Consider the following 14,487-nt stretch of genomic DNA (forward strand, 5'->3'; position numbering starts at 1 on the left):
CGCGAGCCCTCGCGCCTTCGGGACTTCAGCTCACCGCGTAAGCGAAGCTCCCGTCCGGCTTCAGCCCAACATGAACCGCGCCGACCTGCTTGCCCTCCGCCAGCCGCGTCAGCACCTCGGCTGACAGCTCCGGCAGGAGGGTACGGGACAAGATGTTCTCCACGTTGCGCGCGCCGGAGGAGCTCTCCGTGCAGCGCGCCGCGATCGTCTCCACCAGCGCGGGATCCCACTCGAAGCTCGCGCGGTAGCTGTCATGCACCCGCCGGCGGATCCGGCCCAGCTGCATCGCCACGATCTGGCGGATGATGGCGTCCGGCAGCGGAAAGTAGGGCACGATCGTCACGCGCCCGAGGAAGGCCGGCTTGAAGAACTTCGCCAGCTCCGGGCGCAGCGCCTCCGCCAGGCCGGCGGCGTCCGGCGCCGTCTCGGGATCGGCGAAGAGCTTCGCGATCAGGTCCGTGCCGGCGTTGCTCGTCATGATGATGACGGTGTTCTTGAAGTCGATGTCCCGGCCCTCGCCGTCCTTCATGTTCCCCTTGTCGAAGACCTGGAAGAACACGTCCTGGACGCCCGGATGGGCCTTCTCCATCTCGTCCAAGAGAACGACGCTGTAGGGGCGGCGGCGCACCGCCTCGGTCAGGATCCCGCCCTCGCCGTAGCCCACGTAGCCGGGCGGGCTGCCCATGAGGAGGCTGACCTTATGCTCTTCCTTGAACTCGGTCATGTTGATGACCGTCATGTTCTGCTCGCCGCCGTAGAGCAGGTCGGCCAGGGTCAGCGCGGTCTCGGTCTTGCCGACGCCCGAGGTGCCGACCATCAGGAAGACGCCGATCGGCTTGCGCGGGTCCGTCAGCCCCGCGCGGCTGGTGCGGATCGCCTCGGACACCGCCTCCAGCGCGTGGCTCTGGCCGACCACGCGGCGCTCCATCGCCTCGCGCATGTTCAGCACGGTGCGGATCTCGTCGGACTGCATGCGGCCGGCGGGGATGCCGGTCCAGCTCTCCACGATCTCGGCCACCGCCTGCGCGTCCACGGCGGGGAAGATCAGGGGCTTCTCGCCCTGCAGGGCCCGCACCTGCGCGTTCGCCTCGGCCAGCGCGGCGCGGTCCGCCCCGGTATCGGTGCCGGCCGGCGCCGCCTCGATCCGTGCCCGGATCTCGGAGGCGGAGGCGACGAGGCGCTTCTCCTCGTCCCAGCGGGTCTCCAGATCCGCCAGCTCCGCCGTCACGGCGTCCTGCTCGGCCTTCAGCTCGGCCTCGCGCGCCGCGTGGTCGTGGCCGGAGGACATCTCCCGCGCGACGATCGCCAGCTCCGTGTCGATGAGCTCGATCCGCCGGCGGCGGTCCTCCACGGAAGCGGGGACGGCGTTCTGGCTCATCGCCACCCGCGCGCAGGCCGTGTCGATGAGGCTCACCGCCTTGTCCGGCAGCTGCCGCGCCGGGATGTAGCGGGCGGAGAGCTTCACCGCCGCGCTCACCGCCTCGTCGAAGATGCGGATGCCGTGGTGTTTCTCCAGCGTGCCGACGAGGCCGCGGATCATGCTCACCGCCACCGCCTCGGTCGGCTCCTCGACCTTCACGGTCTGGAAGCGCCGGGTCAGCGCCGCGTCCTTCTCGAAGTACTTCTTGTACTCGGCCCAGGTGGTGGCCGCGATCGTCCGCAGCTCGCCGCGCGCCAGCGCCGGCTTCAGCAGGTTCGCTGCGTCGTTCTGCCCCGCGGCGCCGCCCGCGCCGATCAGCGTGTGCGCCTCGTCGATGAAGAGGATGATGGGCTTGGCGCTCGCCTTCGTCTCCTCGATCACGGACTTCAGGCGGTTCTCGAACTCGCCCTTCACCCCCGCGCCGGCCTGCAGCAGCCCGAGGTCGAGCGTGCGCAGCGTCACGTCGCGCAGGGCGGGCGGCACGTCGCCGGCCGCGATCCGGAGGGCCAGCCCCTCGACGACCGCCGTCTTGCCCACGCCGGCCTCGCCGGTGAGGATCGGGTTGTTCTGCCGCCGGCGGGTCAGGATATCGACCATCTGCCGGATTTCGAAGTCGCGCCCGAGAATGGGGTCGATCTTCCCCGCCTTCGCCTGGGCGGTGAGGTCGATGGTGAACTGGTCGAGCGCGGCGGAGCCGCCGGGGCGCGGCGCGTCGCTCCCGCCCGCCGCGGCCTCGGACCCCGCGGCCCCGCCCGTGGCCTGGGCGGCCTCCGCCGTGCTGGCGCAGACGGCGGCGTAGTCGCGCTTCAGAAGGTCCGGCTGGATGCGCGCGAACTGCCCGGAGGCCTCCCGCGCGCGGCGGGAGAGCGATTCATCCGCGAGCAGCGCCCAGAGGAGATGACCGGAACGGACGCGGCTCGCACCCTGCTCAACCGATGCGAGCAGCCAGCCCTGCTTCACCATCTCCACGATCTCGGGCGAGAGCGAGGGCGCGCGGGCATTGCCCGTCTTCATGCGGTCGAGGGAGCGGTTCAGGTCGGCGAGGAGCCGGGAGACCTCGATCTCCCAGTGGCGGAGGATCGCGGCAATATCCGTGTCGGCCCGGTCCACGAGGCCGAGGAGGACGTGCTCGATCTCGACATTGTAGTGGCTACGGGACAAGGTCATGCCCGCGGCCCCTTCCAGGGCGCGGCGGCATGTCTCGTTCAGCCGGCCGATCAGCGGCTTGAGGTCGATCGAGGCCAATGCGTCATGTCCCGGCGTTCCGGGGCGAACCTTACGGTGCTACAACGGCCGCGTAAAGCATCCCACGGAGCCCCGGCTTGGCGCAGCTGATCGACGACCTCGACCTCGACGCGGTGCTGGCCCCGGTGAGCGACGATGCGCCTGCCGGAACGGACCTGCGGGAGGATTACTCGCCGAGCTCCGTGTACTTCCAGCTCCGCGACGCGCGCGCCGAGGCGCGCGACGCCGAGCGGCAGGCCGAGTCCGCGGAGGCGGACGAGGTGACGGCGCCGCAGTGGCGCACGGTGCAGGGGCTTTCGCTGCGTGCCCTGACCACCGGCGCGAAGGACCTCGAGGTCGCGGCCTGGATGACGGAGGCCATGGTGCGGACGGGCGGGTTGCGCGGGCTCGCCACCGGCGCGGCGGTGATCACCGGGCTCGTCGAGCGGTACTGGGACGACCTCTTCCCCATGCCGGACGAGGACGGAATCGAGACCCGCGTCGCGCCGCTCGCCGGGCTGGCGGGCCAGGGGGTAGACGGCACCCTCATGCAACCGCTGCGCAAGACCGTGCTGTACCATCGGCCGGACGGGTCCGCCTTCGGCCTGTGGCGCTACGTGGCGACGATCGAGCTCGCCGGCATCGCCGATTCCGAGCGCCGCGCCGCCCGGATCGAGGCCGGCGTGCTGCCCTTCGAGGAGGTGGAGAGGGAGGCGCGCCTCGTCGGGCCCGCGCACTGGTCCGCCCTGCGCGCCGAGGTGGCGGACGCCACGGAGAGCTGGACCGCGATGGGCAACGCGCTGGACGCGCGGGCCGGCGCCGACAGCCCCTCCACCAGCCGGGTCCGCGACCTGCTGAATCAAATACTTGAGATTTGCGATCGGTTCGGCCCGGCGGATGGCGCGGCGGAGGCGGCCTCCGCCGGCCCCGGCTTCGTGCCGGCGGCGGCAGGTGCGCCCGAGGGCTCCTCCCCCGGCGTCAGTGCCGCCGGCGCGGCGGCGGTGGCGATCGCCGGGCGGGAGCAGGCGCTGCGCCAGCTCGGCGAGATCGCGGCCTGGTTTCGCAAGACGGAACCGCACTCCCCCCTCTCCTACACGCTCGACGACGCCGTGCGCCGCGCGCGGATGACTTGGCCGGAGCTGCTCGCCGAGGTGCTGCCGGACCAGACGACGCGCGACGCGCTCATCACCGCGCTCGGCATCCGCCCGCCGGCGCCGGAGGAGTAAGGCATGGCGCCCCCCGTCCTGCCGGCTCCGCAATGAGGTTGACGTTGCGCCCGGACAGCCAATAGCCTTCCGCCGGGGAGCCAAGGCGTCCGACTCGGGTTCGTCACACCCTCGGCGTTCCGCGCGAGCATCCCACCCGCCGCGACCACGCGGCCATGCCTGAGGGAACCCTTCCCATGAGCGGAAGCATCCACGACAAGCTGAACCGCGTCCGCAAGCCGCGCGTCCATATCACCTACGAGGTGGAGACCGGGGACGCGCAGATCGTGCGCGAGCTTCCCTTCGTCGTGGGCGTGATGGGCGACTTCTCCGGCGACCCGACGGCGCCGCTGAAGCCGATGAGCGAGCGCAAGTTCACGCAGATCGACCGCGACAACTTCAACGACGTCATGGCGACGATGAACCCGGGCCTGAACCTGAAGGTGGACAACACCCTGGCGGGCGACGGCACGCAGATGGCCGTGAACCTGAAGTTCAACAGCATCGAGGATTTCGAGCCGGCCCGCGTGGCCGCCCAGGTCCCGGCGCTGGCCGCGCTGATGGAGACGCGGTCCAAGCTGCGCGACCTGATGAGCAAGGTGGACCGCTCCGAGGAGCTGGAGACCCTGCTGGAGAAGGTGCTGCGCTCGGACGACGAGCTGAAGTCGCTCTCGGGCGAGCTCGGCCTCGAGAAGAAGGAGGGCTGATCCATGTCCGAGACCTCGTCCTCCCCCTCCGGCGCCTCCGTCACCACCGAGGAGGGCACCGGCCTCCTCGACCAGATCCTGGTGAACACGCGTCAGACCGAGCCCGACCGCGCCCAGGACCTGGTGAAGACCATGGTCGAGCAGGCGCTCTCCGGCACGATCACCTTTGACAAGAACCTCACCCGCACCTTCGACCAGGCGATCGCGGCGATCGACCGCAAGCTCTCCGCCCAGCTGAACGCGGTGATGCACGACCCGAAGTTCCTGAAGCTGGAGGGCTCCTGGCGCGGGCTGCACTACCTCGTGCAGAACTCCGAGACGGGGACGGGGCTGAAGCTGCGGGTGCTGAACGCCAGCAAGCGCGACCTGACCCGCGACCTGACGAAGGCGGTGGAATTCGACCAGAGCCAGCTCTTCAAGAAGATCTACGAGAACGAATTCGGCACGCCGGGCGGCGAGCCCTACGGCGCCCTCATCGGCGACTACGAGTGGACCTCCCACCCGGATGATGTCGAGACGCTGCGGCTGATGTCCAACGTCGCCGCCGGCGCCTTCGCGCCCTTCATCTCCGGCGTCGGCTCCGGGATGTTCGGCTTCAAGGACTGGACCGAGCTCTCCAAGCCGCGCGACCTGGCCAAGATCTTCGAGGGACCGGAATACGCCAAGTGGCGCTCCTTCCGCGAGAGCGAGGACTCCCGCTTCGTCAACCTCGTCATGCCCCGCGTCATCGCGCGCCTGCCCTACGGCGCCGCGACGAAGCCGATCGAGGAGTTCAACTACGAGGAGGCCCCGACGGACGAGGCGGGCACCGCCCGCGCCATGGGCCACAACGACTACTGCTGGTCCAACGCCGCCTACGTCATGGGCGCGCGGCTGACGGATGCCTTCGCCCAGTACGGCTTCTGCACCGCCATTCGCGGCGCGGAGGGCGGGGGCAAGGTGCAGAACCTGCCCGCCCACGTCTTCACCTCGGACGACGGCGACGCGGACACGAAGTGCCCGACGGAGATCGGCATCACCGACCGCCGCGAGTTCGAGCTGTCGAATCTCGGCTTCCTGCCGCTCTGCCACTACAAGAACACGGATTACGCAGTGTTCTTCGGGGCGCAGTCCGCCCAGAAGCCGAAGAAGTACGACAGGCCGGACGCGACGGCGAACGCGGCCATCTCCGCCCGCCTGCCCTACATGATGGCCACCAGCCGCTTCGCGCACTACCTGAAGGTGATGGCGCGCGACAAGATCGGTTCCTTCATGGAGGCGAGCAACGTCGAGGGCTGGCTGAACCGCTGGATCCAGAACTACGTCAACACCAACGAGAATGCGGGCCAGGAGATGAAGGCCCGCTTCCCGCTGCGCCAGGCGAAGGTCGAGGTGAAGGAGATCCCGGGCAAGCCCGGATCCTACAACGCCGTCGCCTACCTGCAGCCCTGGCTGCAGATGGAGGAGCTGACGACGAGCATGCGGATGGTTGCTCGCATCCCGCAGGCCTCCTGACGGCGCACGCCGTTCCAGGACCGTGGCCGAGGACAGCCCGGCCCCCGCCCTCGCCGGCGGGGAGACCGAGCCCGAGGCGGTGCCGCTCCGCGACGCCGTCCTCTCCGGGAGTTTCTTCGGCGCGGGGCACGCGGCGGCGGCTGCCCGCCTCGGGGATTTCACGCAGGGCGGCGGAACCCCGGGCGACCGGCTGAGGGCCTGGTTCGGCGAGGCGGCGGACCGCCTCGTCGCGGGCGGCACCGACGCGATCCGCGCCGCGCTGGACAGGGACATCGCGGCCATCGACGCGCTGCTGGGCGAGCAGCTGGACGCCATTCTCCACGCGGAGCGCCTGCAGGCGCTGGAGGGGCGCTGGCGCGGCCTCGCCTGGCTCGTCCGCGGTGTGGAGCCGGGCCGGCGCGTGAAGGTCCGGGTCCTCAGCATCGCCTGGTCCGAGATCTGCCGCGACCTGGAGCGCGCGCTGGAGTTCGACCAGAGCCGCCTCTTCCGATGGATCTACGAGGAGGAGTTCGGCATCGCCGGCGGCGAGCCCTTCGGGCTCATGGTGATCGACCACCCGCTGCGCCACCGCCCCTCCCCCGCGGCGCCGACGGACGACGTGGGCGCGATGCTGCGCCTCTCCTCCATCGCCGCCGCCGCCTTCTGCCCGATGGTGCTTTCCCTCCACCCCTCCGTGCTGGAGGTGGACAGCTTCGCGCAGCTCGACTCCGTGCAGGACGTCACGGCCCCGCTGAAGGGCCCGATGCACGCCCGGTGGCGGGGCCTCTCCACGCGGCCGGACATGCGCTTCCTCGCCGTCGCCATGCCCCGCCTGCTGGCCCGCCACCCCTGGGCCGACGACCCCGCGCGCACGGACGGCTTCCGCTACCGCGAGTTCGCGCCCGACGCGTCCGGCCGCTGCTGGATGAGCGCCGCCTACGCCTTCGCCGCCAGCGCGCTCCGCGCCTATGCCAGCTTCGCCTGGCCGGCCGATATCCGGGGGGTGGAGACGGATCGCGTCGGTGGCGGCCTCGTGACGGATGTGGCGCCGGAACCCTTCGCCAGCGGCCCGCCCCTGGCCTGGTCCCGCACGGGGCTGGAGCTGCGGCTGGGCGACCGGCAGGAGCGCGCCCTGGTGGAGGCCGGGCTGATGCCCGTCTCCGCCCTGCCCTACTGCGCGGAGATGGTCTTCGGCGCCGTGCGCAGCCTGCAGATGCCCGCCACCCACGCCGGCGGCAACGCGGCGGCCGCGGATGCGAGCGCGCGCCTCTCCTCCCAGGTGAACTCGATCCTCTGCGCCTCCCGCTTCGCCCACTACCTGAAGGTGATGGGCCGCGACATGGTCGGCTCCTTCCAGACCGCCGACGCGATCGAGCGCCGGCTCTCGATTTGGCTGCAGGGCTACGTGAACACCAACCTGGCCAGCACCGGGGAATCCCGCGCGCGCTACCCGCTGGTCGCGGGGGAGGTGCAGGTGCGCGAGCGCGCGGGCCAGCCCGGGGTCTTCAGCTGCGTCGTCCGCCTGCAGCCGCACTACCAGCTGGACGACGTCGCCACCTCCTTCAGCCTCGTCACCGAGCTCACCGCTTCTGGTGGCCGGTGAGGACGGGCGGTAGCTGCGGTGGCGCAACAGGCCGAAGGGTGAGACAGTGCGCCCGGCGCGCGCCGCCGGAATGCCGCAAGGGGAAGTGAGCCATGTCGTCGAGCACGGGACCCGACGCCAAGGGGCAGGACGCGGGGGGCCAGGACGCGGGAAGCCTGTTCCGCGCCGGACGCCTCTCCGACGCCATCGCCGCCGCGAACGCCGCGGTGCGCAAGTCCACCACGAATGTCGGCGCCCGGGTCCTGCTGGCGGAGCTGCTGCTCTTCGCCGGCAACCTGGAGCGGGCGGACGTGATGATGGACGCCACCGGCGACCTCGATCCGATGCTCGGCATGGTCATCGCGGAGTTCCGCCAGCTCATCCGCGGCGAGCAGGCCCGGCGCCAGGTGTTCCGCGACGGCCGGGTGCCGGAGTTCATCGCCGATCCCACCTCGGCCCAGCGATCCGCCCTCGCGGCCCTCACCGCCTTGCGCGCGGGCGCCGCCGAGGAAGCGGGACGGCTGGCCGCGGAGGCGGAGGCTGCGCGGCCGCACCCCGCCGGGACCGCTGCGGGCCAGCGCTTCGACGACCTGCGGGATGCGGACGACATCCTCGCCGCGAGCTTCGAGGTCATCACCACCACCGGCAAGTACTTCTGGATCCCGGCGGAGCGCGTCCTCTCGGTCGAGTTCCACCCGCCCAAGCGCCCGCGGGACCTCTACTGGCGCCGGGCCAGCATGCAGGTCGCGGACGGCCCGGACGGCGACGTGTACATGCCGGCGATCTACCCCTTCGACGCGGCCGACCCCGCGCTGACGGACGAGCTGCGGCTCGGGCGCGCGACGGACTGGCAGCAGGCCGGCGAGGCCGCCCCCGTGCGCGGGGTGGGCGCCGTGACCCTGCTGCTGGGGGAGGAGGCCGCGACCCTGATGGAGCTGGAAACCCTCGTCTTCGACGGGCGGGAATGAGCGGCGCGCGCGACACCGACACGCTGGACGGCACCTGGCGCGGGGAGAGGGGCCGGGCGCAGCTCCCGCTCCTCGACCGGCTGACGGATGCCGAGCCGGACCGGCCGGCCGACCCGCCGATGAGCGCCGCCGCGGCGCTGGCGGTGCTGCGCGCCAGCGTGCGGTCCGACCTGGAGGCGCTGCTGAACACGCGCCGCCGCTGGCGCAGCTGGGACCCGGCCCTGACCCATCTCGACCAGTCCCCGATCGGGTGGGGGCTGCCGGATTTCGCCGGCGGGGCCTTCAACGACCCCCGGAAGCGGGAGGCGCTGCGGCGCGAGGTGGAGACCTGCATCCGCCGCTTCGAGCCGCGCTTCGCCAGCGTGACCGTGACGCTGGACGGGCCGGCCGAGGAGCTCTCGGCGACGCTGCGGCTGCGCGTCGACGCCCTGCTGCACGCGGAGCCGGCGCCGGAGCCGATCTCCTTCCGCACCCTGCTCGACGCCAACACGACGGATTTTACCGTCTTCGCGCCCGAGGGCTGATCTCCGTGTCGGACGCGCTTCTGCCCTACTACAACCGGGAGCTGGACGCGCTGCGCCGGCTGGCGGCGGAGTTCGCGGAGACCTATCCCAAGATCGCCGGCCGGCTGCGCCTGAGCCGGGACGCGGTGGACGACCCCCACGTGGCCCGGCTGCTGGAGGGCGTGGCCTTCCTCGGCGCCCGCGTGCAGCACCGGCTGGACGACGAGTTCCCGGAGCTGACGGACGCGCTGCTCTCGGTCCTCTACCCCCACTACCTCGCGCCCATGCCATCGGCCGCCATCATCCGCCTCGCGGCCGACCCGGAGCTGACCGGACCGGCCCGGCTGCCCGCGGGCCTCGCGATCGAGACGGAGCCGGTGCGCGGCGAGACCTGCGCCTTCCGCACGGCCTATCCCGTCACGCTCTGGCCGGTGGAGATCGACGCGGTGCGCCTCTCCGGCATGCCGCTCCCCGCCCCGCCGAACCCGACCGCGGCGCAGGCCGCCGGCGTGCTGCGGATCAGCCTGCGCTGCGCCAACCCCGCCATGACCTTCTCGCAGCTCGGGGTGGACAGGCTGCGCTTCTTCCTGCGCGGGGAGAACGGGGCGGGGCTGATGGAGCTGATCCTCGCGCACGGGATCTCGGTGGCCGTCGCGGACGGGCCGGCGGACCCGAACCCCGTCATCCTACCGCCCACCGTCCTGCAGGCCGTGGGCTTCGCGCCCGAGGAGGCGCTGCTGCCCTGGCCCGCGCGCTCCTTCTCCGGGTTCCGGCTGCTGAGCGAGTACTTCGCCGCGCGGGAGAAGTTCCTCTTCATCGACATCCTGCGCCTGGACGCGAAGACGCTGCTCTCGGCGGGGAACCGGATGGAGGTCTTCGTCTACCTGGACCGGCTGCCGGCGGAGCTGGAGCGGACGGTGGATGCGGGCAGCCTCGCGCTCGGCTGCACGCCGATGGTGAACCTCTTTCCCCAGCGCTGCGAGCCGATCGCGCTGGACAGCACCACGATCGAGTACCGCATCGTCCCCGACGCCCGCCGCCCCTCCGCGCTGGAGGTCTGGTCGGTGGAGCGGGTGCGGGAAGGCCTTCCCGGCGGCGGCTTCCGGCGCTGGGAGCCCTTCTACCGGCTGACGCGGGAGGAGGCGCCGGGTGGGGAGGCCGAGGGGGAGCCGGGCGGCACCTACGGCACCGCGCGCCGGCCCGCGCCGGGGCGGGTGCGCGGCAGCGAGGTCTTCCTCCTGCCCCACGACCCCGCCTTCGACGCGGAGCGGGAGGGCGACGTCGTGCTCTCCGTCGATGCCCTCTGCTGCAACCGGGACCTGCCGGCCGCCCTGCCCTTCGGCGGCGGCCGCCCCGCGCTGCGGCTGGTGGAGGGGCTGGCGGTCGTGACCGGCCTCACCTGCCTCACTGCCCCCACCAGCACCATGCGGATGCCGCTGCGGGAGCGCGGGGCCTGGCGGCTCATCTCCCACCTCTCTCTCGGCCATCTCAGCGTCGTCGGCGGCGCGGAGGCGGCGAAGGCCCTGGCGGAGGTGCTGCGCCTCTATGACGGGCGCGACACGGCGGAGACGCGCGCCTCCATCCGCGCCCTGCTGGACGTCACCTCCGCCCCCGGCACGGCCCGCGTGCCCGGCGCGCGGGCGGGCGGCTTCTGCCGCGGGCTGGACGTGACCCTGACCTGGGACGACCAGCTCTGGTCTACGGGCGGTCTCTTCCTTCTCGCCTCCGTGCTGGAGCGGTTCCTGGCGCTGCACGCCACGGTGAACTCCTTCGTCCGCACCCGCGCCGTGCTGCGCGGCCGCCCCGGTACCGCCGCGGCCTGGCCGGCGCGCGCGGGCCGGCAGGTGCTGCTGTGATCCCCCCCTCCCCCCGCACCCGCGGGCGGAGCGCGCTGGCCCGGCTCCTCGCCGATCCCCGCCGCTTCACCTTCGACGCTGCGGTGCGCGTGCTCGGCTTCGCCCGCCGCCAGCCCGACCCGGCGGAGGCCGCGCGCTTCGTCGGCCTCAGCGGCGCCGCCTATCCCGGCAGCGAGGTAACGGGGGTGGAGGACCCGCGCCGGCCGGGCGCACCGCGCGTCGCCGTGGGGCTGATCGGGCTGACGGGGCCGAGCGGCGTCCTGCCGCGCCACTACTCCGACGCCGTGATGGCCGCGCAGCGCAACCGCTCCCGCTCCCTCGGCGACTTCCTGGACGTGCTGGCGCACCGGATGGTCGCGCGCTTCGCCGCCGCCGGGGCCAAGTACCGGCCGCAGCGCGCGGCGGACGTGCACCTGCTCGCCCCCGGGGCGGAGGAAACGGGACCCGCCGCGGGCGATGGCGGCCCGGTAGGCGGCGCCCTGCTCGCGCTCACGGGATACGGCATCCCCGGCTTCGCGGAGCGCCTGCCGACGGGCAGCGCGCCGCTGCAGCACTACGCCGGCTTCTTCTCCGCCCGCCCCCGCTCCGCCGAGCGGCTGGAGGCGATGGTCTCGGACTGGCTGGAACGCCCGGTCCTCGTCCGGCAGTTCGCCGGTGCCTGGCTCGCCGTGCCGCCGGACCAGCGCAGCCGCCTTCCTGTCGGCCTCGCCCCCGGCGCCTTTCACCGGCTGGGAGACGACGCGGCCATCGGCGTCCGGGCCTGGGACCAGCAGGCGCGCATCGTGCTGCAGATCGGCCCGCTGGACCGGGCGAGCTTCGAGCGGCTCCTGCCGGACGGGCCGGAGCTGCGCCGCCTCGTCGCCCTCGTGCGGGCCTTCGTGGGGTTCGAGGTCGGCTTCGCCGTGAACCTCATCCTGGACCGCGATTCCGTGCCGCCCCTCGCCCCTGGCGGGGATGCGGGCCAGGAATCAGGCGGAGTATCAGGCGGGGGGCCGCGGCTGGGGTGGAACACCTGGCTGCCCACGGGCAAGGGCGAGAGGCGGCGGGACCACGCGGCCGATGCGGTCTTCGAGGCGGAGATCGTGGAGGCCCAGCCGGCAACGGCGGCATGACGGACATCGAGGGGAACAGGGCGTGACGGCGGGCAACGACTGGGGCGGCGGCTACGTGACCGACCTCGAGTACATCGAGGGCTACTACTCCCAGCAATCCCCGTCCCAGCTCGTGCTGGCCTGCACGCTGCGCGGGATCGCGGCGGAGCTTCCCGGCCCGGGGGAGCCGCTGCGCTACCTCGAGCTCGGCTGCGGCCAGGGCATCGGCGCGCTGGTCCTCGCCGCCGCCAACCCGGCCTGGAAGGTGACGGCGGTGGACTACAACCCCGCCCACATCGCGGGCGCCCGCGCCGTGGCCGCCGCGGCCGGGATCGGGAACATCGACTTCATCGAGGCCGACCTCTCGACTCTGGCGGGGAACGAGGCGGCGCGCGCCATCCCGGAGGCCGACTTCACCAGCATGCACGGCGTCTGGACCTGGGTAGGGCCGGAGGTGCGCGCGGGCATCGTGCGCCTGCTGGCCGAGAAGGTGCGGCCGGGCGGCGTGGTCCACCTCAGCTACAACGCCCTTCCCGCCTGGCAGGGCGCGATCGGCATGCAGCGGCTGGTGCGGGAGGGTGGGCGGCGCGCCGCCCTGCGCAGCGAGGCGGGGGTCGCGGCGGGGCTGGACCTGGCGCGGGCGCTGAACGCGGCGGGGGCGCACTACCTGCAGACCAGCCCGCTGGTGCAGCACCTCCTCACCGCCACGCAGGAGCTGGCGCCGGAGTACCTGACCCACGAGTACATGAACGCCCACTGGGCGCCCGCCTTCCACGCCGACGTGGCCGCCGCCATGGCCGGCGCCAAGCTGGACTGGGTGGCCACCGCCGCCCCGCTGGAGAGCTTCCCCTCCCTCATGCTGAGCGAGGAGCAGAGGGCCCTCTACGAGCGCTTCGAGGACTCCCCGATGCGCGAGCTGGTGATGGACACCTGCCTGCACCGCCAGTTCCGGCACGACGTCTACGTCCGCGGCGCGCGCCGCCTCCGCGCCGGGGAGCGGGACGAGCGCCTCGCGGCCATGACCCTCGTTCCCATCGTCTCTCCCGCCGAGCTCGACACGAACCTCGCCGTGCCGGCCGGCACGGCGGAGATCGGCGGCGGGCTGAAGGCCCTGATGGCCGAGGCACTGCAGGGCCCGACCACGGTGGGCGCCCTGATGGCCCGGCACCCCGGCGTCAGCAACGCCGCGGAGCTGGTGGCCGTGCTCGTCGGCACGAATCAGGCGCAGGTCACCGCCGCCGGCGCGCCCCAGGCCCCCTCCGCCGACCGGCTGAACCGCTATCTCGGGGGCCGGGTGCGGAGCCTGCTGGGGCCGCGCGGCGCCAGCGGCCTCGCCTGCTCCTTCACCGGCGCCGGGCTGCCCGCGCCGAAGCTCCTCCACTTCATCGTGGCCCGCATGCTGGCCGGGGAGCGCGAGGACGCGGCGGGGGCCTGGGCGGAGGCACTCTCCCAGGGGCTGGACGAGGCCGGCCGCCAGGAGGTGCCCGCCATCATCGCCCTGGCCCTGCAGCAGCGCGTGCCCCTCCTCCGCGCGCTGGGCGTCGTCCCGGCCTGACCCGCGGCCGCGCCGCCCCGGCTGTCGCGATGCCTTACGCCCCCTGCGTGAGGGGACCGCGGGGGCGTTCCAAACACCTGATCCGAAAGGGATCGTCTCCCTGGCACAGGGCTTGCCGTTCCCTCCCCGGCTCGCAGGAGCCAAGGGGGATGTTCGTCATGCACTCGCTCAGGATGGCGCCGCTCGTCGGCGCCGCAATCGCCATGCCCGGGGCCGGGGGCACCCAGGCGGCCTCCCGCGAGGTCCCGGCCCGCATCCGTCCCTCCGCGCTCTCCGACGGCCCACCGGTCCTGCCCGTCACGGCGGAGGGGCGCGCCTCACCAGCGCACCGCCCCGCCGGGCTGCCCGGCCCCGATCCCGTGCGCCGCAACCGCCCCGGCGACACGGCCTGAACGGCGGGTGAGGAAGGGCCGGGGGCAGCCTTCCCTGGCCTCTCCCGTGGCGTCCCGTCCCAGTGCCGCTCCGTAATGCGAGGAAGCCGGGCGTGGTCCCCGCGCCCGCGCCGTCCGGCCCCGACCTGGTGCCTTCACCGGGGCGACAGCCTTCCGGGCGCGCCGCAGCCTGGCAGCCGCCCTCCGCCACGGTCCAAGTCCCTGCGCCCCGGCCTGACCCGCGAACGCCGCGCGCACGGAGCGCAGGCTGCTTCCACCGCCACCATCGCACCAGTACCGCGGCGCGCTTCGGGGCACTGGCGCCACCGAAAATGCTCCGGGCACCCGTAAAGACCTTCCGACTTCATAACGTATGGCAGGGAAAACTGATGACGGTCTTGCAAGGAATTTTCACGAAAAATGATCTTGATGAAAATAGACGAGCATCATAGTAACTCAAATCAACCTGCGGTAGTAGACAGTGTAAAAAATCTTGACGCAGGTGGACCTCAAATCTGGTTCGCTGTCGAAT

The 14,487-nt window shown here is 72.6% G+C and carries 11 protein-coding genes; 10 read left to right on the forward strand and 1 reads right to left on the reverse strand.

Annotated features, from left to right (window positions below; all coding sequences use genetic code 11):
• Nucleotides 1–25: 25 nt before the first annotated feature.
• Entirely contained in the window at nucleotides 26–2,665 is a 2,640-nt protein-coding gene (gene tssH / locus VQH23_RS01710) for a type VI secretion system ATPase TssH (RefSeq protein ID WP_338663884.1), read from the reverse strand.
• Between the two features lie 77 nt (nucleotides 2,666–2,742).
• On the opposite strand from tssH, the gene tssA reads away from it, so the two are divergent.
• The 10 genes from tssA (at nucleotide 2,743) to VQH23_RS01760 (ending at nucleotide 13,976) form a co-directional block, all read left to right on the forward strand.
• Entirely contained in the window at nucleotides 2,743–3,870 is a 1,128-nt protein-coding gene (tssA, locus tag VQH23_RS01715) for a type VI secretion system protein TssA (protein WP_338663885.1), read from the forward strand.
• A 176-nt stretch (nucleotides 3,871–4,046) separates the two neighbouring features.
• A complete protein-coding gene (tssB, locus tag VQH23_RS01720; RefSeq protein WP_338663886.1) occupies nucleotides 4,047–4,556 on the forward strand; it encodes a type VI secretion system contractile sheath small subunit in 510 nt (169 codons plus the stop codon).
• Nucleotides 4,557–4,559: 3 nt separating this feature from the next.
• Nucleotides 4,560–6,050: a type VI secretion system contractile sheath large subunit gene (gene tssC / locus VQH23_RS01725; protein WP_338663887.1), complete on the forward strand. Its 1,491-nt coding sequence runs from the start codon at nucleotides 4,560–4,562 to the stop codon at nucleotides 6,048–6,050.
• 22 nt (nucleotides 6,051–6,072) lie between these two features.
• Nucleotides 6,073–7,632, forward strand: a complete 1,560-nt coding sequence (gene tssC / locus VQH23_RS01730) for a type VI secretion system contractile sheath large subunit (protein WP_338663888.1) — start codon at nucleotides 6,073–6,075, stop codon at nucleotides 7,630–7,632.
• A gap of 92 nt (nucleotides 7,633–7,724) precedes the next feature.
• Complete coding sequence (locus tag VQH23_RS01735; RefSeq protein WP_338663889.1) at nucleotides 7,725–8,579, forward strand: type VI secretion system accessory protein TagJ; 855 nt, start codon at nucleotides 7,725–7,727, stop codon at nucleotides 8,577–8,579.
• Nucleotides 8,576–9,103 carry a type VI secretion system baseplate subunit TssE gene (gene tssE, locus VQH23_RS01740; RefSeq protein ID WP_338663890.1) on the forward strand — a complete coding sequence of 176 codons (528 nt, stop codon included), beginning with the start codon at nucleotides 8,576–8,578 and terminating at the stop codon, nucleotides 9,101–9,103. Before VQH23_RS01735 ends, tssE begins: the two co-directional genes overlap by 4 nt.
• 5 nt (nucleotides 9,104–9,108) lie before the next feature.
• On the forward strand, nucleotides 9,109–10,938 hold the full coding sequence (gene tssF / locus VQH23_RS01745; RefSeq protein ID WP_338663891.1) for a type VI secretion system baseplate subunit TssF: 1,830 nt from the start codon (nucleotides 9,109–9,111) through the stop codon (nucleotides 10,936–10,938).
• The gene (gene tssG, locus VQH23_RS01750) at nucleotides 10,935–12,050 is read left to right on the forward strand and encodes a type VI secretion system baseplate subunit TssG (protein ID WP_338663892.1); all 1,116 of its coding nucleotides are present in this window, start codon (nucleotides 10,935–10,937) and stop codon (nucleotides 12,048–12,050) included. Before tssF ends, tssG begins: the two co-directional genes overlap by 4 nt.
• Nucleotides 12,051–12,072: 22 nt before the next feature.
• A complete protein-coding gene (locus tag VQH23_RS01755) occupies nucleotides 12,073–13,584 on the forward strand; it encodes a class I SAM-dependent methyltransferase (RefSeq protein WP_338663893.1) in 1,512 nt (503 codons plus the stop codon).
• Nucleotides 13,585–13,733: 149 nt separating this feature from the next.
• Nucleotides 13,734–13,976, forward strand: coding sequence for a hypothetical protein (locus VQH23_RS01760; protein WP_338663894.1), 243 nt, complete (start codon nucleotides 13,734–13,736; stop codon nucleotides 13,974–13,976).
• Nucleotides 13,977–14,487: the final 511 nt, after the last annotated feature.

The organism is Pararoseomonas sp. SCSIO 73927, assembly GCF_037040815.1.
Lineage (GTDB): Bacteria > Pseudomonadota > Alphaproteobacteria > Acetobacterales > Acetobacteraceae > Roseomonas.

What these genes read in the sequence shown, in the direction of transcription:
- tssB (WP_338663886.1), top strand. Translation starts at nt 4,047, where the DNA reads ATGAGCGGAAGCATCCACGACAAGCTGAACCGCGTCCGCAAGCCGCGC.
- tssC (WP_338663887.1), top strand. Translation starts at nt 4,560, where the DNA reads ATGTCCGAGACCTCGTCCTCCCCCTCCGGCGCCTCCGTCACCACCGAG.
- VQH23_RS01735 (WP_338663889.1), top strand. Translation starts at nt 7,725, where the DNA reads ATGTCGTCGAGCACGGGACCCGACGCCAAGGGGCAGGACGCGGGGGGC.
- tssE (WP_338663890.1), top strand. Translation starts at nt 8,576, where the DNA reads ATGAGCGGCGCGCGCGACACCGACACGCTGGACGGCACCTGGCGCGGG.
- VQH23_RS01760 (WP_338663894.1), top strand. Translation starts at nt 13,734, where the DNA reads ATGTTCGTCATGCACTCGCTCAGGATGGCGCCGCTCGTCGGCGCCGCA.